Annotated in this window: 18 protein-coding genes and 1 other annotated feature; of the genes, 2 read left to right on the top strand and 16 right to left on the bottom strand. The window is 40.5% G+C overall.

The window, feature by feature from the left end; translation table 11 throughout:
- Window positions 1-9 precede the first annotated feature (9 nt).
- The 12 genes from pepF to HWX64_RS06770 all read right to left on the bottom strand — a co-directional run bounded on the left by pepF (window position 10) and on the right by HWX64_RS06770 (window position 15,411).
- Window positions 10-1,833, bottom strand: a complete 1,824-nt coding sequence (gene pepF, locus HWX64_RS06825) for an oligoendopeptidase F (protein ID WP_175988441.1) — start codon at window positions 1,831-1,833, stop codon at window positions 10-12.
- Window positions 1,834-1,917: 84 nt separating this feature from the next.
- On the bottom strand, window positions 1,918-3,108 hold the full coding sequence (locus HWX64_RS06820; protein ID WP_175988439.1) for a competence protein CoiA: 1,191 nt from the start codon (window positions 3,106-3,108) through the stop codon (window positions 1,918-1,920).
- 117 nt (window positions 3,109-3,225) lie between these two features.
- Window positions 3,226-4,731: a cardiolipin synthase gene (gene cls, locus HWX64_RS06815; protein ID WP_175988438.1), complete on the bottom strand. Its 1,506-nt coding sequence runs from the start codon at window positions 4,729-4,731 to the stop codon at window positions 3,226-3,228.
- Between the two features lie 169 nt (window positions 4,732-4,900).
- A complete protein-coding gene (gene mecA / locus HWX64_RS06810) occupies window positions 4,901-5,572 on the bottom strand; it encodes an adaptor protein MecA (protein ID WP_175988436.1) in 672 nt (223 codons plus the stop codon).
- 456 nt (window positions 5,573-6,028) lie between these two features.
- Entirely contained in the window at window positions 6,029-6,424 is a 396-nt protein-coding gene (gene spxA, locus HWX64_RS06805) for a transcriptional regulator SpxA (RefSeq protein WP_032089161.1), read from the bottom strand.
- A 529-nt stretch (window positions 6,425-6,953) separates the two neighbouring features.
- A complete protein-coding gene (locus HWX64_RS06800) occupies window positions 6,954-7,526 on the bottom strand; it encodes a GNAT family N-acetyltransferase (RefSeq protein WP_175988433.1) in 573 nt (190 codons plus the stop codon).
- 585 nt (window positions 7,527-8,111) lie between these two features.
- A complete protein-coding gene (locus HWX64_RS06795; protein WP_254871058.1) occupies window positions 8,112-9,317 on the bottom strand; it encodes a putative glycoside hydrolase in 1,206 nt (401 codons plus the stop codon).
- Between the two features lie 281 nt (window positions 9,318-9,598).
- On the bottom strand, window positions 9,599-10,534 hold the full coding sequence (locus tag HWX64_RS06790; protein ID WP_175988431.1) for an ABC transporter ATP-binding protein: 936 nt from the start codon (window positions 10,532-10,534) through the stop codon (window positions 9,599-9,601).
- Entirely contained in the window at window positions 10,534-11,607 is a 1,074-nt protein-coding gene (locus HWX64_RS06785) for an ABC transporter ATP-binding protein (protein ID WP_175988430.1), read from the bottom strand. The genes HWX64_RS06790 and HWX64_RS06785 overlap by 1 nt, the downstream gene beginning before the upstream one ends.
- Window positions 11,608-11,627: 20 nt before the next feature.
- Window positions 11,628-12,653, bottom strand: coding sequence for an oligopeptide ABC transporter permease (opp3C, locus tag HWX64_RS06780; RefSeq protein ID WP_175988428.1), 1,026 nt, complete (start codon window positions 12,651-12,653; stop codon window positions 11,628-11,630).
- The gene (gene opp3b, locus HWX64_RS06775) at window positions 12,653-13,582 is read right to left on the bottom strand and encodes an oligopeptide ABC transporter permease (protein WP_175988426.1); all 930 of its coding nucleotides are present in this window, start codon (window positions 13,580-13,582) and stop codon (window positions 12,653-12,655) included. Before opp3b ends, opp3C begins: the two co-directional genes overlap by 1 nt.
- A gap of 173 nt (window positions 13,583-13,755) precedes the next feature.
- Window positions 13,756-15,411, bottom strand: a complete 1,656-nt coding sequence (locus HWX64_RS06770) for a peptide ABC transporter substrate-binding protein (protein ID WP_175988425.1) — start codon at window positions 15,409-15,411, stop codon at window positions 13,756-13,758.
- 510 nt (window positions 15,412-15,921) lie between these two features.
- Here HWX64_RS06770 and HWX64_RS06765 point away from each other — a divergent pair.
- A complete protein-coding gene (locus HWX64_RS06765; RefSeq protein WP_175988423.1) occupies window positions 15,922-16,305 on the top strand; it encodes a DUF3899 domain-containing protein in 384 nt (127 codons plus the stop codon).
- A 37-nt stretch (window positions 16,306-16,342) separates the two neighbouring features.
- Window positions 16,343-16,581, top strand: a binding site (T-box leader).
- A gap of 8 nt (window positions 16,582-16,589) precedes the next feature.
- A complete protein-coding gene (gene trpS / locus HWX64_RS06760; protein WP_254871057.1) occupies window positions 16,590-17,630 on the top strand; it encodes a tryptophan--tRNA ligase in 1,041 nt (346 codons plus the stop codon).
- An 87-nt stretch (window positions 17,631-17,717) separates the two neighbouring features.
- On the opposite strand, the gene HWX64_RS06755 is transcribed toward trpS, so the two are convergent.
- From HWX64_RS06755 to fabF, 4 genes are all read right to left on the bottom strand, one after another.
- On the bottom strand, window positions 17,718-18,467 hold the full coding sequence (locus tag HWX64_RS06755) for a YjbA family protein (RefSeq protein ID WP_175988419.1): 750 nt from the start codon (window positions 18,465-18,467) through the stop codon (window positions 17,718-17,720).
- An 83-nt stretch (window positions 18,468-18,550) separates the two neighbouring features.
- Window positions 18,551-18,760 (bottom strand): hypothetical protein, encoded by a 210-nt coding sequence (locus tag HWX64_RS06750; RefSeq protein ID WP_254871056.1) that lies wholly within the window; start codon window positions 18,758-18,760, stop codon window positions 18,551-18,553.
- A gap of 100 nt (window positions 18,761-18,860) precedes the next feature.
- Complete coding sequence (locus HWX64_RS06745; RefSeq protein WP_175988415.1) at window positions 18,861-19,664, bottom strand: DUF2268 domain-containing protein; 804 nt, start codon at window positions 19,662-19,664, stop codon at window positions 18,861-18,863.
- A 115-nt stretch (window positions 19,665-19,779) separates the two neighbouring features.
- Window positions 19,780-21,021: a beta-ketoacyl-ACP synthase II gene (fabF, locus tag HWX64_RS06740; RefSeq protein ID WP_175988413.1), complete on the bottom strand. Its 1,242-nt coding sequence runs from the start codon at window positions 21,019-21,021 to the stop codon at window positions 19,780-19,782.
- Window positions 21,022-21,034: the final 13 nt, after the last annotated feature.

The following is a 21,034-nucleotide window of genomic DNA, read 5'->3' as shown; positions in this document are numbered from 1 at the left end:
CTCTATGTTTTATTGAAGCTTCTCCAATAATTCTTCCATTTCATTCAGTTTTTCTTCAAAGACTTTGCATGCTTCCTCCACTGGTTTGGAGGTAGTCATGTCGACGCCTGCTTTTTTCAATACTTCGATCGGGTAATCTGAGCTTCCTGCCTTAAGGAATTCGATATAACGTTCAACAGCAGGTTCTCCCTCTTGAAGGATTTGTTTGCTCAGCGCTGTTGCCGCTGAGAAGCCTGTAGCATATTGATATACATAGTAATTGTAATAGAAGTGAGGGATACGCGCCCACTCCAGCCCAATTTCCTTATCGATTGAAATATCATCACCAAAGTATTTCTTATTAAGAGCATAATACTCTTTCGTGAGAAAATCAGAAGTCAACGCTTCTCCTTCTTGCGCTTTCTTATGAATTAAATGTTCAAATTCAGCAAACATCGTTTGGCGGAACACCGTGCCCCTGAAACCTTCCAAGTAATGATTTAAAAGATAAAGCCGTTTCTTTTCATCATCAATCGTGTTCAATAGATAATCATTCAGTAATGCTTCATTGCACGTAGAAGCGACTTCTGCAACAAAAATTGAATAATGGCCATACGTATAAGGCTGTGCTGACCTTGTGTAGTAACTATGCACACTATGACCGAACTCGTGTGCCAGTGTGAATAAATTATTCACATTGTCCTGCCAGTTCATGAGGATATACGGATTCGTACCATAAGCACCTGAGGAATAAGCCCCGCTTCTCTTACCTTTATTCTCCACTACATCCACCCAGCGGTTTTCAAAGCCATCCTTAAGAACGTCTGCGTAATTTTGCCCGAGCGGCTCAAGGCCCTTAAGAATCATATCTTTTGCTTCTTCATAGCCGATCTCCATCTTTACTTCCTTAACAAGCGGAGTATATAAATCATACATATGGACTTCATCAAGCTGCAGTACTTTCTTACGCAGCTTTACATAGCGCTGGAGCAGGTGAAGATTTTTATTCACCGTTTCCACCAGGTTGTCATAAACCTGCTCAGGAATGTTGTTATTCGATAAGGCTGCGTGACGGGCTGAATCATAGTTTCTTACATTCGCCACAAAATTATCTTTCTTCACCGCTCCGCTAAGGGTCGAAGCGAACGTATTTTCAAATTTCCCATAGGTTTCATATACTTTTTTAAACGCTTCTTCGCGCACCCGTCTGTCACTGCTTTCCAGGAAACGAATGAACCGTCCGTGCGTAATATCCACTTCTTCCCCGTTCTCATCTTTGATACTTGGAAATTCGAGGTCTGCATTATTCAGCATCCCAAAGGTATTGCTCGCCGCGCTGAATACCTCTGAAGCTTGTGCCATCAGAGCCTCTTCTTCCGCTGATAATACGTGCGGACGCTGAAGGTTGATTTCTTCTAATGCATGCTTATATTTCTTTAATTCTTCTTTTTCTTCAAGAAACTGCTGTAGTTTTCCTTCATCGATTGAAAGAATTTCAGGTACCAGATAAGCAAATTTGCTTCCCAGCTGAGTATATAAGCTTTTTGCGCGGTCATCCAGCCCCTGATAGTGTGAATTTGTTGTATCCTGGTCGTAGCGCATATGAGAGTATGTATAGACCTTTCCCATCCTTTCCATGATCTCATCTTGAAAACTTAGTGCTTTATAGAGCTGTTCAGCACTTTGACTTAATGTTCCTTTGAATTCTTCTGCTTTATCTGTCAACCCTTTGATTTCTTTATATTCTTTCTCCCAAGCCTCATCACTTTCAAAAATATCTTCAAGTCGCCATGTTAAAGTTTCTTCCACTTTATCTCTTGCTGGCAGACTTTTGGTTACTGTGTCGTTTGACATATACATCCTCCATTCTGAATCTACAGACTATTCCTTATAGTTACATTCTCTCTTATCCTGGATATTCCTGCAAGAAAACAAGCTTTAATAGTCCTTTTTTAATATATGCTTCCACTTAGGAAAAAAATCACGTTCGTGCTGTTGGAATTCATTGAAGCTTTTGGGACAATTCCACGCGTATGATAACCTATACCTTTTTCCCTCCCCATTTTGGATGACTTCGATTTTTTCCAGTATCTTAAGATAGTCGTCAATTAATTTAATCGTGCCAGGGCCGGATGAAAGCGGGAAAGCCCTCAGTTCAATATTTCCCTTTGAATGGCGCCGGATGAAGGCTCTATGAATCATCTCACTTGTAAAATAAGGATGCTTTTTGAACACATCCTTCCACAGATAATATTGCCACTCCACAGGATGTGTTTTGCATAAATTCATATGCGGGATGACAGGCAAGCCGATATACAGGGGTAAATAAAGAAACGTATCACCTTCTTCATATACATCAGCCAGGAATCTGTCAGGGCGGGATGAGGTGAAGTTTATTTTGTTTTGCATCCATTTTGTTCTGTATTGAAACCAGCTTCCTAATAGACGGTAAGTAGTATCTTCAGCAGGGAGTATTGAAATGGGCAGGGTGAAACGTTGAATTGGTATGGTGAACGGCTTTGTAAAGAAAAACGTATTTTTCGTAATTGGAGTCAGGTGAGGGAAAATCGTAAATGATTTCTTTTCTGGATCGAAATGCAGAAGAAAATAGTGAAGGTCTTGAGAAAAGCGAATGAAACCCTGTTGGAAACTTGTTAATTTCAGAAGAATACTCGAAGCTGATACTGGCTGGGTTAAGATCCAAAGGGGATGTATATTCTCTCTCCTATACCCTTCAGTCCTATCCTTCAATTCTGACAGCGGGATGGTTGAACATTGGATTTCGATGGCAACAAGTTCCTCTTTTACGGAGATGAGCAGGTCGGGGATCTGATGCAGCTCTTTTACATAATACTCAAGCTTCACTTCTTCAAAAAGCTGCGATAGCCTTTCATATAATAGAATCTTGGCTAACACATGATTGGCTGTTTCTTTCTTTGATTCATACAAACAAGGGAGTTTTGAAATATGGGCGAAATGCGGAATCTTAATGTTCCCGACTCGAAGGACTAATGGGGATGAGCAATAAGGGCAGAGAAACTGTGGTGAGCTTTTCCTTATTTTCAATAATTCTTCCTTTGTATGATGGATGGTGGTAAAAGGCAATTGATCTTTTAAAGCTGTTAACATGGAACACCTCCTCCAATTAATCATTCGACAAAAATTTAAAAATTCCTGCATAAAAATGCCCAAAGGAAAAACTAATCCTTTGGGCGTTTACGACTTATAATCAACGGACCATTACGACTATAATAACGGGGACATCAAGCGGGAAGTCGATTCCAAGATCCGGTATCCCATATGCCGCTTTTGAAACTCTTCGTGTGAAAGCTCGAAGGAATCCTCCAAATCATTCAAATACTCTTCCACAAGCGATTTTGTGCTGTTTGTTTTATATAGGAAAGCATTCACTTCAAAGTTCAGGTGAAAGCTTCTCATATCCATATTGGACGTCCCTATAGAAGCCAATTCATTGTCCACGATGACAATCTTACTGTGCATGAACCCTTTTTGATACTCGTATATCCTCACTCCCGCTTCCAATAGTTCCGGAAAATAAGAGCGGGAGGCATGAAAGACGATCCGTTTATCAGGTTTATGAGGTACAAGCAGCCGGACATCAATCCCGCTTAAAGCAGCAATCTTCAATGACGAGAAAATATCTTCGTCCGGGATGAAGTATGGCGATGCCACCCACACACTCTCCTGAGCGGAGGTGATCATGGAGAAGAACAAGTTTTTCAACACACTAAGTTCATTGTCTGGACCACCGGCAATCATCTGAACCCCGCCATCGTTGATTTCAATGACAGGCTCTGGACTTAAATACCCTGGCGTAAGAAAATCATCATTGGTCATATAATACCAATCCTGTAGAAAAATAAGCTGAAGAGTTCGGACCGCTTCACCTTTGACAAATAAATGAGTGTCCCTCCAAAATCCAAAAGCAGGATTCTTCCCCAAGTATTCATCACCAATATTCAGCCCTCCTACAAAGCCGATGTTCCCATCAATCACAATGATTTTTCTGTGATTCCGGAAATTGAATTTATTATTGAGAAAAGGAATCTTAACAGGACCAAACGGGACAACCTCAATGCCTGCTTCTTTTAATTCTTTAATGTACTGATTTGATAATTGCCAAGCCCCCACTGCATCATAAAGAAAACGGACCTTTACTCCTTCTTTCGCTCGTACGATCAAAACATCTTTTATTTGATTTCCTATATCATCATGACGCACGATATAATACTCCATATGAATATGATGCTTTGCGGTTTTTAACCAGCGGAGTATCTCTCCGAACGTTTCCTGTCCATTCGACAATACCTTCGTTTCACTAGAAAAGGAAATCGCACTATTGCCGATCCGTTGAGCAAGCTGGACGTGTTTTTCCTGATACAACCCAAACATCTCTGGATTCATATCTTTAGGTCCCGGTTCGTACTTATTGTAGGTTTCCTTATCTAAAATGTATTTTTTCTTATACATTTTCTCTTTTCGATAGTTTCTTCCAAACAGCAAGTAAAAGATAAATCCGAGAAAAGGAAAAGCCCCAAGGACAACCAGCCAGGTAAGCGTTTGGGTAGGATGACGATTTTCAATAAATATTAAAAAACCTATGATGATGACAGAAAACGTAAAAACCAAGCTTACGTATTTCAACATTCCTTCTAGGTATTGATCTAAAAAGTAAAAATAACTGATTGCAATTACAGAGATAAACAAGAGCACTCTCACCGTATTCTTCATCCAATACACCATCCCATGAACTCAAGGTTAAACAATTTTTCTATTGTGTTTAATTGTGTTAAAGAGTATTTACAACCATGATTCCTATTCATTAATACTTCATACTTTGAAAAGAAAAGCCTTTAGTAATAAAAAAATACCGATTTCAGGATGAAACCGGTATTCGAACTTATGAAAAGTATGCACTTAGTGTTTCAAATACGTTTTGATCGACAACAATTTTCCCGTACTCTTCCAGACGATGAACGGTCATTCTAGATTCATCAGCGTATTCAAGCAGGATGCTTAACATATTGTCAATCTCTTCTTCTGAGAAGTGCTCCTCTGAAAACTTAATGTAAAGAAAATATTTATCTTCAAACGCGAGCAGCTTCGTGGTCAGATGTTCAACCGGCAAATCCCTGAGTCGCTGAGATAAGGAGATCGCGTCTTCGAAGTCGCTGAACTTTAAAGTGAAATCAAGCGCAACTTCAGTATCTTCCTCTTGATCCTGTTTGATTTGAAAATGTTGATCAAGCAGCTCTTCAATACGTTCATCGACAGGAAGCTCTTTTAATTTATCTTCAGGGATCGGTAATTCAAATCGTTGACCATCTTTTGAAACCTGTGCTCTTGTAACAAGTACTTCAAGTCCTTTGTCCAATGCCTGAACTTGTATCCATAGGGGACCTTCAATTCCAAAATCTTCTTCCTGATGAACTTCATCCATCATTTCCCAGAAGAGTTCTTCACTTCGCTCACGATTATACCAAATTTCTTCGCGATCAAAGCCTCTATCCTCTATATCCCCATAAGAAATATAGAATTTCACAGTATTTTCGTTAATACGTTCGATTTCCATTTAACACCTCTCCCTTCTTGTATAAAATTAGTGAAGGGACTACACCCTCTGAGCTGCATAAGCCCGACTGTCTGAGCAGGTGTGTCAGACTTGTTGGTGAAGACAGAAGATACATTTTAGTTAGTTTGTACCTTGTACTTCTATTTTATGTTATCAGCACGGAAAATGGAATAAAATTAACACCCATTTTTCACTTAAGCAGATTGGACTATATTATGTGTTTTTGACATTTTAGCTAATATTTGCAGAAAATTCAAGTGATAATACTTAGTTGGAAAGTTAAACACCGCTGTTGATTTCCGTGCACTATCGTCATATCACAATGAATGAGATTTCGGTATATATTGAAAAATAAAGAGACTAACCCGCAAGGAAACAAAACGTCCTTTAAGGGTTAGCCCCTTTTAATTGTATATTCCCGGCAAAGTGATAAAATGCAGGAAATGTGAATGATTATTAATTAACCATCCTTTGAGCTTCAAGAAGTTGGAATGTACGGACCTTTCTAGGAAGGAAACGTCTGATTTCATCTTCATTGTATCCAACCTGCAAACGCTTTTCATCCAGGATGATCGGACGTCTAAGTAATCCAGGATTTTTTTGGATAAGCTCAAATAATTCTTGAAGCGGTAATGTTTCTAAATCGACATTAAGCTTCTGAAAAGTCTTTGAACGGGTAGAAATAATTTCATCCGTCCCATCCTCCGTCATGCGAAGGATTTCTTTGATTTCATCAATGCTTAAAGGTTCAGAAAAAACGTTGCGCTCTGTATATGGAATCTCATGCTCTTCTAACCAAGCTTTTGCCTTCCGACAAGATGTACAACTAGGTGAAGTGAATAATGTAACCACGTCATTCACACTCCCTTAAATATTTTATAGTAGTGAATAGTATATAGAGTATTTTATATTTAAACAAAGTGCGTTATTTAAAATAAGTTTAAATAAGAAATCTCTATTATGTATTATACATGAATTCCGAGAAGTTGAATATACTTTTAATGAATTTGTCAAACTTATTACACATTAGTTTAACATAAGCTATATATTCTATTTATATTTCCATATCTACCCGCTTTACTACGGGTATAAACATTATTTTAGCGAATCAATATTTTCATTTAGAAAACCTTATTGCGAATCACAATAAGGTTTTGTCTGTGTTTTTTATGATAATAAGGGTGCTCTTCATCACCGCTGTCATTTCCGTGGAGGACTAAGTTTTCCGCTGGCGGCCGGTTACCCTCCTCGTCGCTGCACTTCTGCGGGCAGGAAAAGCCCCGTTGCTAGACAAGTCTCACCTGTTCCGCTTTTCACGCAGGAGTCTTCGTCCTCCACTCCAATCAACAGCTAGAACAATTTGAACGAATACGTTTTAGTATCATAAATCTTTCAATACATCTTCTTCCCGTTCTTCATCAAGTTTCAGGACTTCTTCTACTGGTTGATAAGATGCACCGTAAAACTTCTCATCTTTGTAAGTGTGGATCAATTCGTACGTTTTTTTCATGGAATCAAATATTAGATCTTCAGATTCTTCATTGGGTGCCCAATACAGAATTTCCATCTCGTTGATTTCATTGGTCGCCAATGACCTTCTGGCATAACCGATGCTTACCGCATGTTCGAATCCTTCACGCTTGTAGAATTTCAAACGCTTTTCTGTGTCGGTATCTTCATAGTCTACAGGCTCTACTTCTAATATGATTGGTTTATTCTTTTTCTTCAGCTTCTCAAGAAGCTTGTGACCTAGACCCTGTCCGCGTGCATCCTTTGAAACGAATAGATAATCAATAAATATGAAGTCATCCAGTTCCGCGTACATTAATACGTGATATTGTCCTTCATCTTTATGATAAATATCACTTCGTTCCTTAAGTAAAGTTTCAAGGTGTTCTTTCGATTTCATTTCCTCTACAGGGAAATATTGATTCAGCTTTTCATACCAGTGCATGGATCTACTCCTTAAAATGAATTTTTTCTGACTAACGGGATAAAACTATTTTTCTCAAAATTGATTGGTTTATGTTCGTTGTTAGTCTTTTCAGTGGAATTAATTTAAATACGGTTAGGCAGGCATTGCTCCCTGCTCAGGGGGGTATGTGGTTGGAAGCGGTTAATGTTACCAATTTAATCATAACAATATGAGGTGATTTGTCAAATGATATCACTGCCTCCACGGTACTAAAAAAATGATCTGAAGTGGTCAAACCATATTAAAATTGGTTGGGACAACTAAAAACCACCTCATAAAGACGAACAATTTATGTGTATCCTCTTAATACCGCTAATGATTTCCGTGCAAGACTTCGCTTTCCGCGGGTAGCCCGTGAGCCTCCTCGGCTTCGCCTGCGGGGTCTCACATAAGCTACTCTTCCCGCAGGAGTCTTCGTCTTGCACTCCAATCAACCGCTGGATAGCACTAAATCTAAATGTCTACTTGATCAAATTAAAAACCCGAACTAATTTGAGTAATATTACACAAATTAGTTCGGGTTTTACTTAGTCTAAATCACTTTTGTCCCAGCATTTTTTACTATTAAGGAGTATAATCTACACCTTCTGTATATGAGTTGCCTGCGTCCCATAATAGGAATTCCTTGATTCCTTGATCATTCAGGGCCTTGATTTGCGCTTCTATTTCGGCTTTGCCATAAACTTTGTAATTTCCCCCGCCTAACCAGGAAGCAGTGAAGTCCTGAAGCCATGGCCTTGAAATTGGAGGGTTTTTCAACTCAGCCAATTTTTTATTCTCCAATTTTGCATACTCAGTCACTAATTTATATGGCTCGAGATCCGGTTTCGCAATACCGAAGTATGGAGTCCAGTGACTTGGATAGATCATAGAGGAGATAACATCGACATGCTCAGAAATCTTTGAGAAGTTCTGGCCGATTCCAGGTGCCTCCGGAAGTGTGGCTGTATAACCGAAAATATCGACAGACACTTTGACACCATAAGGCTCTAATTGTTCGTGAGCATATTCTACAAAATCCGTCACAGCTTGCACACGTTTCTGAACATTGTCTTTACCTTCATCGGTATATTCGCCGGTACTGTATTCAAGTTCTTTATCTCTCTTTTCAAATCCTTCCGGGAATCGCACATAATCGAATTGGATTTCCTGGAATCCCATTTTTGCCGCTTCGATCGCAATTCCGACATTATAATCCCATACTTCTTTAAGGAAAGGATTCACGAATGATTCTCCCCGTCCGTTCTTCCACACCTTACCTCCATCTTTGTAGGAAAGTTCAGGTTTTTTATTTGCAAGGACAGTATCCTTAAATACAACAATCCGGGCTATCGGGTAAATTTGTTTTTCTTCCATTGTATCAAGCAGCGATTTAGGATCTTTGATATAAGGCTGCCCCACCTCGGCGTACGGTGAAGATGCTTCAGGTTCATATGTAACATATCCATGATCATCCTTGATATCGATTACCATCGCATTTAAGTCCGTTGAATCGATTAAATCCGTTAATTTACTGAATCTCTCCCCACCGGCTGAATGTCCGGTTACGTAAACTCCCCTGATGGCATCCGGATACTTGAACGAATAACCTGAATCATACACAAACCGCGGCGCAGAAGCAGGAAATTCCTTTTTGCTCAAGGATAGAGTTCTCTTTTCATGATTATTTTCAACTGGTTTTTCTCCAGATTCAGCACTCACTGACTGGATGGGCAATATGCACATTGTGATTAAACAGAAAGATGTCGCCAGCTTACTCCATTTCAACATTAACCTCTCCTCTTTTAATATAACTATCTACTAAAAATTGTAACACTTGTTACTATTTTAACAAGGAAATAACTTCTAAGAAAAGGGAATATACACCTAAAATGTCTGGATTTCCGAGGAAATCAACCTAATCGTACAAGCAATTATTTGTGTGAAAGGTTCAGATGAGTCTTTTTAATAAGATATGTCGTACAAATAAAAAAAGAAGATGTTTTATACCACGCTGTATGTGGAAGGTATAAAAAGAAAAAGCCCCTGAAATAAGGGGCTTCATCAAAGCATTATGCTTTATATTGCGCCTGGTATTGAGCAAATTCTTTTTCAGAGCAATAAACAAAGTGTCCAGGTGACACTTCACGCATTTCAAGCTGATCTTCTTCCGTATAATTATGAACGGCAGGATCATATTCTTTTCTTCTGCGTGTACGCTCATATTCAGGGTCTGGAAGAGGGATGGCAGAAAGCAATGACTGAGTATAAGGGTGAAGCGGGTTCTTATACAATGCATCACTCGGTGCCAGCTCTACTAATTTACCAAAATACATAACACCGATACGGTCGCTGATGTATTTAACCATGGAAAGATCATGAGCAATGAAAAGGTAAGTCAGCCCTTTTTCCTTTTGCAGCTGCTGCATCAAGTTTACCACCTGAGCCTGGATTGAAACGTCAAGGGCGGAAATAGGCTCATCTGCAATGATGAAATCAGGATCTACGGCAAGAGCACGTGCGATTCCGATACGCTGCCTTTGTCCTCCTGAGAATTCATGCGGATAGCGTCCGGCATGTTCCTTATTTAATCCAACTGTTTCAAGAAGTTCATGGACTTTTCTCAGGCGTTCTTCTTTTGAAGAAGCAAGGCCATGAATGTCGATGCCTTCTGCGATGATGTCAGCAACCTTCATTCGTGGATTTAAAGATGCATATGGATCCTGGAAGATCATCTGCATTTTACGATTGAATTTCTTTAATTGGGAACGGCTTTTCTTACCATGTACATCATCGCCATTGAATAATACTTGACCGTCAGTCGCGTCATACAACCTGATGATTGTACGGCCTGTAGTCGATTTCCCACAGCCGGACTCCCCAACCAGTCCAAGCGTTTCGCCTTTATAAATATCAAAAGATATATCATCAACCGCTTTGACCATATTAGGTTTACCAGGATTGAAATATTGTTTAAGATTTTTGATTTCAAGTAATTTCTCAGCCATTATGAACGAACCTCCTCAACAAGTACCGGCTCAGTGTAGTTGGACGGCATTTTTCGATGTCTTAGTTTAACTGCTTCAGGAGGCTCTACCTGTGGAGCACTTGGATGCATTAACCATGATTTCACGAAATGAGTATCAGAGACCTTATAATACGGGGGCTCTTGTTCAAAATCGATCTTCATTGCGTATTCACTCCGTAATGCGAATGCGTCTCCCTTAGGAGGGTTCAAAAGATCTGGAGGCGTTCCAGGTATAGCCACCAATTCCTGCTCCCCTTCTGTTTCAGTTGTAGGCATAGAACCGATCAATCCCCATGTGTACGGATGGCGCGGATCATAGAAAATTTCATCCACCGTTCCCGACTCGACGATCTGACCGCCATACATGACGGCAACACGATCAGCAACGTTTGCTACAACCCCAAGATCATGGGTGATGAAGATGATCGACGTTTCGATCTTTGTCTGTAAATCTTTCATCAATTCAAGAATCTGTGCTTGAATAGTAACATCAAGTGCCGTTGTCGGTTCATCAGCAATCAGGATTTTCGGGTTGCAGGCTAATGCGATGGCGATGACGACACGCTGGCGCTGACCACCTGAGAATTGATGCGGATACTGCTTAAAGCGCGTCTCAGGACTAGGTAGTCCCACTAGCTTCAATAGCTCGATAGCGCGTTTTCTTGCATCATTCTTACTCATATTTTGGTGTTTCACAAGCGGTTCCATGATCTGTTTACCTATTGTCATCGTCGGGTTTAAGGAAGTCATGGGATCTTGGAAAATCATCGACATATCTTTCCCGCGAATTTTTTCCATTTGTTTTTCAGGAAGCTTGGCAAGATCCTTCCCTTCAAACAAGATGCTTCCATCTTTAATGAAACCAGGAGGATTCGGGATCAGCCGCATAAGCGCCTTAGTCGTAACTGATTTACCAGAACCTGATTCCCCTACTATTGCAAGTGTTTCACCTTTATCTAAATGAAAATCTACACCGCGGACTGCTTTGACTTCCCCTCCATGCGTATTGAAGGAGACGTGTAAATTATTCACTTCCAGTATTCTTTTTGACATGTTATTCTATCTCCCTTCCATTACTTACGCATTTTCGGATCTAATGCATCGCGAAGTCCGTCAGCCATCAGGTTAAAACTTAAGATAATTAGTGAGATAACCACAGATGGAACAAACATCATATATGGAAACGATTGAATAGATCTGTAACCATCATTTACAAGAGACCCCAGGGAAGCTCTTGGCGGTGCGATACCCAATCCGATAAAGCTTAAGAATGCTTCAGTATATATTGCCGCAGGTACTGTAAACATCGTTGTAATGATGACAGGACCCATTACGTTAGGCAGTAGGTGTTTAAAGATCAAGCGGTTGCTGCTTGCACCTAATGTACGTGATGCAAGTACGAACTCCTGATTCTTTAATTGGAGGACCTGACCACGCACGATCCTGGCCATCCCGGTCCATCCGGTTATAACCATCGCCATGGTGATCGAGAATATCCCGGGCTCAAAGATCAGGATAAAGAGAATGACGACAATCAAGTTTGGAATTCCTACAAGAATCTCAATGATACGCTGCATGACATCATCGACTTTCCCGCCATAATAAGCGGAAATACCACCGTATGAAATTCCGATGATGAAGTCAATGATAGCTGCTAAAATACCGATGTAAAGGGAAATTCTTGTCCCGCTCCATGTTCTCGTCCAAAGGTCGCGTCCCAAGTCGTCGGTACCGAACCAGTAATTTACTTCAACTTGTCTTGATTCGTAAATATCAAAGCCATCTGCATCTTTACCATCAAACGGAAGCCAGCTGATCCCTGAAAGCGCTTCAATTTTAGGAGGCAGCTTTGCATGGCGAATATTTTGATCACTAAAACTATGTTCATTCATACCCGGGCCGAAAATGGCAAAGAAGATAATGATCGCCGTGATGATAATCCCGACAATAGCACCTTTACTTTTACGAAGCCTGATCCAGGCATCCTGCCAGAAATTCAGGCTGGGTCTTTCAATTCTTTCAGCTTCGTCTTCCCTAGCTTTTTGCTGCTGGAAGAGATCTGGACTCAGTTGGTCTAGTTTTCTTTTGTTTGTTTCCATTATTTCTTCCCTCCAGCCAAACGAATACGTGGGTCAATGATACCGTAAAGGATATCGACCAGGAAAATTACCGCAATGAATAATACACTAAAGAATAATGTGATACCCATAATGACTGTATAGTCATTCATATTGATAGAAAGTACGAACTGCTCACCGAGTCCCGGAACGGCAAAGATACGTTCTACTACGAGTGAACCAGTCATGACGGCTACAGTCATAGGCCCTAAAATCGTTACAATCGGGATCATAGCGTTACGGACCGCATGCTTTACAACTGTCCCAACCTTTGAAATCCCTTTTGCTTTTGCCAGTAAAATATAATCAGAGCTTAAAATCTCAAGCATCTCTGTACGCATGAAACGTGCAATCGTTGCCACAACGCCCACCGTCAGTGCCAATGTCGGCAAGATTGTGTGTTTGTATTCTCCCCATAAGGCAACAGGAAGCCACTCAAGTTTTACCCCGACGTAATATTGAAGTAAAGCTGCGAAAACGAAAGATGGAATGGATATCCCTAAAACTGCGAGAATGGTAGAACCATAATCCAGCCAGGTGTTATGCCTGATAGCTGCAATGATTCCTACTAATATACCTAAAAACGATCCTAATACCATAGCTTGGAATCCAAGAAGTGCGGAAGGTCCAATACGATCTCCAATGATTTGTGTAACCGGGCGGTTATCGTATTGGAATGATAAACCTAAATCACCTTGAGCAAGTCCAGTCATATAGTTCACATACTGAACCGGCAGAGGATCATTCAGGCCGTATTTATCCAAAATGATTTGTTGTTGTTCCGGAGACAGCCTTTCTTGATTTTGTAGTGGAGATCCAGGCAGGAGCTTCATCAGAAAGAAAGTAGCGGTAGCAATGATAAGCAAAGTGATGATCATATAAACGAGTCGTTGAATTGTATATCTGACCATTCTTTAGCCCCCCTTTTTTGTCTATTTTTTTATTACATAGATAATTATATAGATATTCGACAAATTTTCAATCTATTTTTAATCTTTTGATTTTTTTCGACAATCAGTGGAAAAGGAGAGCGTATGCCAATGCATACACTCTCCCTTTTTAAGGTTTGTCATTGAGCTATGAATTACTCAACAGAAGCCCACTTGTAAGAATTATCTGCACCAAATGAATGGCGAAGGATACCTTTAACATATGGACGCTCTAGGTAAGAACTACCTCTTTGATACATTGGGCTGATTGCTTGATCTTCGAAAAGAATCTTCTCTGCGTCGATCATTGCTTGCCAACGTGCTTCTAAATCATCAGCTAGTTCACCTTTAGCTTGCTCAACTAACTTGTCATACTCAGGATTAGAGTAAGCCATTTGGTTATGAGCTCCATCCGTAACGAACATGTCGATGAATGTCATCGGATCTGGATAGTCAGGACCCCAACCAGCGAATGCGAAGTCATAGTCACCTTTAGATTCTAACTCAAGCTTTTGCTTGAATGGTTGTGCTTTGATTGAAACAGTTAAACCTTCAAGGTTTGTTTCTAATTGTTCTTTAATGAATTCTCCGACTTTCTTAGAGCTTTCAGAGTCATAGTTTAATAGTTCGATTTCGAACGTATCTTTACCTAGCTCTTCTTTTGCCTTAGCCCAGTGTTCTTTTGCTTTTTCCACATCGTAACCACCGAAATCGCCAACAGTTTCACGGTATTCAGCTCCGTCTGGACCTGAAACGAAATCTTTTGGTACTAGGTAGTAAGCAGGCATTGAACCATTGTTCATAAGAACGTCAACCATACCTTGCTTGTCATAAGCAGCATCGATTGCTTTACGAGCGTTTACGTTAGCCATTAATTCGTTCTTTTGGTTCAAACGAAGGAAGTATACAGCAGTATCCGCTAGAGTTTTGAAGTTTGGATCATCTTTGTACTTGTCAACGAATTCAGCAGAAAGACCAGTTACATCTGCTTTTTCAGTTTCATAAAGGTTAACTGCAGTTGCAGTATCTTTAACGATATTGAAGTTAACTTCTTTCAACTTGACAGTTTCTGCATCCCAGTAACCATCGTTTTTAGTTAATTTAAAGCTTTGCTCGTGCTTCCACTCAGAAAGTGTGAATGGACCGTTATATAATGCTTTGTCAGCTTCAAGACCATATTGATCGCCTTGTTCTTCAACAAATTTTTGGTTTTGAGGATAGAAAGTTGCGAAAGAAAGTAATGCTTTGAAGTATGGTACTTGGCCTTCAAGATTAACTTCTAACGTTTTCTCATCAATTGCTTTAACACCTAATTCTTCAACTGGAACTTCACCAGCGTTAACTTTTGCAGCGTTTTTGATATCGTACATGATGTACGCATACTCTGCACCAGTGTCAGGGTTTAAAGCTTTTTGCCAAGCGTAAACGAAGTCGTTAGCAGTAACGGGATCTCCGTTTGACCATTTAGCATCACGCAGTTTGAACGTGTAAGTAAGACCGTCTTCACTGATTTGTGGTTCTTCAGCAGCCATACCTAGTACTGCTTCGTCGTTCTCACCTAAACGGTAAAGACCTTCGAATACGTTGTTCATTACGTTGAATGAAACAGAGTCAGTAGCTAGTGTAGAGTCCATTGATGGGATCTCAGAACTCTCGATCAAGTTAAGTACTTGCTCTTTACCTTCAGCAGGCTTGTCGCCGCCTTTGTCACCTGATTCTCCGCCTTCAGCACCTTCGTTGCCGCCACAAGCAGCTAAGAATGTACTTAGAGCCAGAAGAAGAACCAGCAAGAATGAAAACTTTTTCTTCATCTTGAAATTGACCTCCTCGTAAATCTCATATTTATTTATCTTCTAATTTTCAGAAGATTTGTTACTTATTATACATGATAGAGATATTTTTGCAATATTAATTTAACAGTTTTTTTGCAAAATTATCAGATTAATAGGTCATATGATAGTAAAACGTTGATATATAAGGATTTTTACATTAAGTTTTAGGGTGTTTGTCCTATTACAATTGTTACAATAATCCGTTTTCATTTATTTTCCTCCATCATCAATACCTGTTGATATTAACTAGATTGAAAGTTGTTTCTATTATAATTATAAATTTTGTTGCTTTTTTTATAATATATATACAATTTGTCTCTTTTTCTTAAATAGAGCAGGAATTCCACCAGCCCTCAAAGTGTGTACTGGCTGCAGATGATTGTGTTTTTGAGCCGCACAGGTATCAGGTATTGTATATATATGAAATGCAATTGAAATTCATCGTCCGCTTCATGTATACTTTTATAAAAAAAGGTATAAAGGAGTATTATGAAGCGTATGTTAACTATTTATTTGATTGCAGGCTTGATCCTGATCATCTCACTGGTGTTTTCACTTGTTCAGGGTGATCCGGTCATTCTTTCCATTCTTAACAGCTTATTTATTACAGGGATGATTTATTTAATAATCGGGGCTTTCTTGTATATCTTTCAAAAAGGATTCTTTAACGGGATTGTATATGCTTTAAAGAGATTTCGAAAAAGTACCGTCCAGGGGAAGTTCCTTTCCCAGTTTGATGATATCGATTCGACGCAGGAAGCCCACAAAGAATTTACTGTAGTCCGTTCATATAAGATTACCCGCTCCCTTCTTATAATAGGAAGTTCCCTCCTCGTCATATCTTTGGGTCTCTCCTATCTCCTATACACTTGAATTAAAACTGTTAATTCACTATAATAGGGATACTAATATCATGGCGTAGATGAAGAGTAGTAACTAAAAAGTGATTTCAAGAGAGCTTGTGGCAGCTGTAAACAAGTAATCATTTTTTAGCGAATGGACTTCTGAGCCTTATTTGTGAAATGTCAGTAGCGAATAACGGATTTACCTCACGTTAAAGAGGTTCCATGCTGGCGGCATGGACTAAGCTGACCCCTATTCATGGGTACTTAGGGTGGCACCGCGGATACAATCCCATTCGTCCCTATATTATAAGGATGAGTGGGTTTTTATTTTGTGTAAATTTAGGAGGAAAAGTAATGAAGACCATATTTAGCGGAATACAGCCAAGCGGTACAATTACTCTTGGTAATTATATCGGGGCAATGAAGCAGTTTACAGAATTGCAAAATGATTACCACTGTTACTTCTGTGTTGTTGATCAGCATGCAATTACAGTACAACAGGATAAAATGGAGCTTCGCAAAAACATCAAAAGCCTTGCAGCGCTTTATATCGCCTGCGGAATCGATCCGGAAAAATCCACTTTATTCATACAGTCTGAAGTACCTGCCCATGCACAGGCTGGATGGATCCTTCAGTGTGTAACGTATATCGGCGAGCTTGAGCGAATGACACAATTCAAGGATAAATCCCATGGTAAGGAAGCTGTCTCTGCCGGACTCTTGACTTACCCGCCATTAATGGCAGCCGATATCCTGCTGTATGGTACTGATTTAGTACCTGTAGGCGAAGATCAAAAACAGCATCTGGAATTGACCCGTAATCTGGCAGAGCGCTTTAACAATAAATACAATGATATCTTCACTGTTCCTGAAGTCCGGATCCCTAAAGTCGGCGCACGCGTCATGTCGCTGCAGGACCCGTTAAAGAAAATGAGTAAATCCGATTCCAATCAAAAAGCATTCATTACTTTACTTGATGATCCAAAACAAATCGAGAAGAAAATCAAGAGCGCGGTCACGGATTCAGACGGCGTGGTGAAATACGATAGGGAAAACAAACCCGGTGTTTCGAATTTGTTATCGATTTACTCCATCCTCGAGGGCACTACAATAGAAGAGCTCGAACATAAATATGATGGAAAAGGGTATGGGGAGTTCAAAGGTGACCTGGCTCAAGTAGTAATCAATGCCATCAAACCGATTCAGGACCGCTATTATGAATTGATCGACTCCGATGAATTGGATGGTATTCTCGACAGGGGAGCTGAAAAAGCCAATCGTGCTGCGGGCAAGATGCTAAAGAAAATGGAAAAGGCCATGGGACTGGGCCGTAAAGAAAGAAAAAGAAAATGACAAATGAAGTGCTGGAGCCAATTAAGGCTTCAGCATTTTTTCTGCACAAAAAAACCCCAAGTCTACAGTAGACTTGGGGATTCTGGCTCAATTCACTTTAGGACGATTCTCAACTTCCCACAGCTTTTCAAAGAATGGCTGCCCCTTAATCAGGTTCTCACACAGGGTGAGATGCTTTTCTGACCATCCATATTTCGTTTCTTCATACAGCATATTCCATACGTCTTCAAAATCCATATCCTGAATGACCCTATATTGTTCAGGTGCCCATTCTGTATACCAGTAGCGGATTTCAGCCGTGTTTTTCGAACCGTGCAGTTGATCAAGAGCCATGAACAGCAGTTGTTTAAGCTGCCTTTCCTTCCTTGTCAAACCATTCATCATATGTGGACTCGGTGAAAGAATATGATAGGCGTTCTCAGGTTTTTGGCCATGTTCCAGAGAGTACCGAGTCGCTTCGTGACCTTCCACCATTTCATAAACCAGCTGTTCCTGTCTTGGTATAAGTCTGCTCTTTCGGATTGGAACGGTATATCCGATTGTATCGACCGCCATTATCCCTGTCCCATCCGTGACGATAAAGCAGTAATCAAGCTGAATCCGCTCATGGTTTTTTCTTAAATAAGCTTTTTGATATACATCATTCAGCAGTTGTTGAGGTAATTCTGATAAATCATTCTCGATGTAGTGAAAAAGTGCAGTATCCACTTTAATTAAAGGGACTTGATCTAACAACTCAATGACATCCTCTTTTCTCCATTCGTGAAAATGACACACATTGTAGCCATTTTCTTCGCCTTCGAACCAATTTACCCATACATCATGAAGATATAACATGATTGACCCCTCGCTTTGCTACAATCTTATTTGTCAATCAGTATAGGCAGAAAAGAGTAAAAATATTCCTGAACCTGCACCTTTTATAGATAGTTGTTGTTTTTCCTGCGAGGTAAGTAGATCGTCAAGGTAATGATGAGAATACCGACCAGGAAAAGATAACACTCCACCCGTGTACATATAAATAGTAAGTATTCAGTCATGGTCATTCCTGTTGTAAGGAGGTTCAGATAGATGATCATGCTTACCCCGCCGGAAACAGCCAGTCCAAAACCAATAAACATTACGAACATACGAAACACCATGCCTTCCGCCTCTACCCTCTTTTTGCTTGTCCTTTTATACTATAGTTTATGTGCAGCGGAAGGATATATGACGAAAACGGGTATTTACCTATTGCAATTCAATGGAGGTCGGGACCTTTTTTTCAGGTAAAAAAAAGGCAGATGGCTTCTCTATGAACAGATTCGTCACTTCTTTCTTATTCTTCCGGGCTTTTTCCACCAGATAATAGCCTGCTGCATAACCAAGCATTCTAGGATAGCTTTTTTGACCAAGAAGTAAATGATCATGGAGCGGATTTACACGCGTAATGTTAAGGTTGGGTTTAATCCACTTTTCATAATAATGAGAAAGTTCTTTTTCTCTATAGGCTTTTGTCCATGCCGCCACATACTCTTGTCCGCAGTACTCTCGAACAGCATGTTCAGCCAGCCCTTCAAATATGATCGAATCTAATAACGTGTAGTCTTCATCTTTCTTGTTCAATCTGTCCATCCTCACACAATGGTGATACTCATGAACAAATAACGCTTCATATTCTTTTATATCTTCCTGTTCCTTCAAAAATAAATAAATTTCATCTTTGAAGCACACCCCTGACTTCTTCATGGAAGATTGAAAAAGCCCTCTTTTCTCCTGCACTGGCAGTAGATAAACAGGAACATTGGGTCCATCCCATCTTTTCCTGTACAGCTTTTCAATCTTCATATATAAATCCCAAAGTTTGTTTTCCTTCATCGACTCATAGATCTTTTTAGCAGCCATTGCCGGACGGTACATCCCATGTTTCATGAGGTAATGATACAGGGATTCCACATCGTCAGATCTTCCTTGTTTTGTTTTCTTCAGAATCGCCAATGGATTATCAAGCGATTCGGCCAGCCATTCATCAGTCGGAGCGATTGTCACATTCATCCCTCTTTCTCTTTTTTTAATATATATGAAGAAAAAGAGAATTTAGTAACCGATGAATCCGTCCCTAAAATAATAAAAAGCGCACAGATATTGATCCGTGCGCTCCCCAAGTCCATTATTTTGTATATTTCTTGAACACCAGTGTGGCGTTGTGGCCGCCGAATCCAAGTGAGTTACTCATCGCCACATTCACTTCACGCTTTCTGGCTTCATTTGCTACATAATCAAGATCGCAATCCGGATCTTTTGTATCCAGGTTGATGGTCGGTGGAAGGACACTATCTTTCATTGCCAATACAGTAAAGATGGCCTCCACTCCTCCGGCAGCCCCCAGCAGGTGCCCGGTCATTGATTTAGTGGAACTCATGGCAAGCTTGTAAGCATGTTCGCCAAATACTTCTTTGACTGCCATCGTTTCGTATTTATCATTGTAAGGAGTACTCGTACCGTGTGCGTTGATATAATCAAGTTCCTCCGGACGAACACCTCCATCTTCAAGTGCCATTTTCATTGCTCTGGCGCCGCCTTCCCCGGCAGGTGCCGGTGCTGTTATATGGTAGGCATCTCCCGTGCTGCCGTATCCAACCACTTCGGCATAGATGGTTGCTCCGCGTTTTAAAGCATGTTCCAGTTCCTCCAATACCACAACTCCGGCTCCCTCCCCCATGACGAACCCATCTCGATTGGCATCGAATGGACGTGAAGCTTTCTCTGGATCAGTATTGGTTGAAAGTGCTGTGTTGGCACAGAAACCGGCAACGGACATTTTTGTAATCGGTGCTTCCGCTCCGCCTGAAATCATGACATCGGCATCTCCGCGCTGAATGACTTTAAACGCATCTCCGATTGAATTAGTACCCGTTGCACAAGCTGTAACGGTACATGAGTTAACGCCTTTGGCTCCCAGCATGATCGAAACTTGTCCGGTTGCCATATCAGGGATGATCATCGGCACGAAGAATGGACTTACGCGGCGGTAACCGCGTTTTTGGAAGGTTTCATATTGGTTCTCGAATGTCTCCATTCCACCAATTCCGGAACCGATCCACACCCCTACCCGATGGGCGTTTTCATCCGTAATATCTAATTTCGAATCCTTGACGGCCATCACGGAAGCTGCAACTGCATAGTGAGTGAAGCGGTCCATTTTTCTTGCTTCTTTACGCTCTACGTATTCTTCTATATCAAAATCTTTTAACTCCGCCGCCACTTTTGCCGGGTAATCATCGGCGTTCAACCTGGTCAATGGGCCGATTCCGGTTTTTCCTTCCAAAATGCCGCTCCAGGTTATTTCTACATTATTCCCTAATGGTGTTACAGCTCCTAAGCCAGTAATGACAACTCGTTTATTGTTCATTGAATCCATCTCC

The sequence above is a fragment of the Bacillus sp. Marseille-Q1617 genome (assembly GCF_903645295.1).
Classification (GTDB): domain Bacteria; phylum Bacillota; class Bacilli; order Bacillales; family Bacillaceae_B; genus Rossellomorea.
The sequence above is the reverse complement of the archived record's forward strand: the minus strand, read 5'-3'. Positions and strand labels throughout refer to the sequence as shown.

Excerpts from the sequence above, each read along its gene's own strand:
- pepF (WP_175988441.1), bottom strand. The coding sequence starts at position 1,833 with ATGTCAAACGACACAGTAACCAAAAGTCTGCCAGCAAGAGATAAAGTG.
- HWX64_RS06820 (WP_175988439.1), bottom strand. The coding sequence starts at position 3,108 with ATGTTAACAGCTTTAAAAGATCAATTGCCTTTTACCACCATCCATCAT.
- cls (WP_175988438.1), bottom strand. The coding sequence starts at position 4,731 with ATGAAGAATACGGTGAGAGTGCTCTTGTTTATCTCTGTAATTGCAATC.
- mecA (WP_175988436.1), bottom strand. The coding sequence starts at position 5,572 with ATGGAAATCGAACGTATTAACGAAAATACTGTGAAATTCTATATTTCT.
- HWX64_RS06800 (WP_175988433.1), bottom strand. The coding sequence starts at position 7,526 with ATGCACTGGTATGAAAAGCTGAATCAATATTTCCCTGTAGAGGAAATG.
- HWX64_RS06795 (WP_254871058.1), bottom strand. The coding sequence starts at position 9,317 with ATGTTGAAATGGAGTAAGCTGGCGACATCTTTCTGTTTAATCACAATG.
- HWX64_RS06790 (WP_175988431.1), bottom strand. The coding sequence starts at position 10,534 with ATGGCTGAGAAATTACTTGAAATCAAAAATCTTAAACAATATTTCAAT.
- HWX64_RS06785 (WP_175988430.1), bottom strand. The coding sequence starts at position 11,607 with ATGTCAAAAAGAATACTGGAAGTGAATAATTTACACGTCTCCTTCAAT.
- opp3C (WP_175988428.1), bottom strand. The coding sequence starts at position 12,653 with ATGGAAACAAACAAAAGAAAACTAGACCAACTGAGTCCAGATCTCTTC.
- opp3b (WP_175988426.1), bottom strand. The coding sequence starts at position 13,582 with ATGGTCAGATATACAATTCAACGACTCGTTTATATGATCATCACTTTG.
- HWX64_RS06770 (WP_175988425.1), bottom strand. The coding sequence starts at position 15,411 with ATGAAGAAAAAGTTTTCATTCTTGCTGGTTCTTCTTCTGGCTCTAAGT.
- HWX64_RS06765 (WP_175988423.1), top strand. The coding sequence starts at position 15,922 with ATGAAGCGTATGTTAACTATTTATTTGATTGCAGGCTTGATCCTGATC.
- trpS (WP_254871057.1), top strand. The coding sequence starts at position 16,590 with ATGAGTGGGTTTTTATTTTGTGTAAATTTAGGAGGAAAAGTAATGAAG.
- HWX64_RS06755 (WP_175988419.1), bottom strand. The coding sequence starts at position 18,467 with ATGTTATATCTTCATGATGTATGGGTAAATTGGTTCGAAGGCGAAGAA.
- HWX64_RS06750 (WP_254871056.1), bottom strand. The coding sequence starts at position 18,760 with ATGTTCGTAATGTTTATTGGTTTTGGACTGGCTGTTTCCGGCGGGGTA.
- HWX64_RS06745 (WP_175988415.1), bottom strand. The coding sequence starts at position 19,664 with ATGAATGTGACAATCGCTCCGACTGATGAATGGCTGGCCGAATCGCTT.
- fabF (WP_175988413.1), bottom strand. The coding sequence starts at position 21,021 with ATGAACAATAAACGAGTTGTCATTACTGGCTTAGGAGCTGTAACACCA.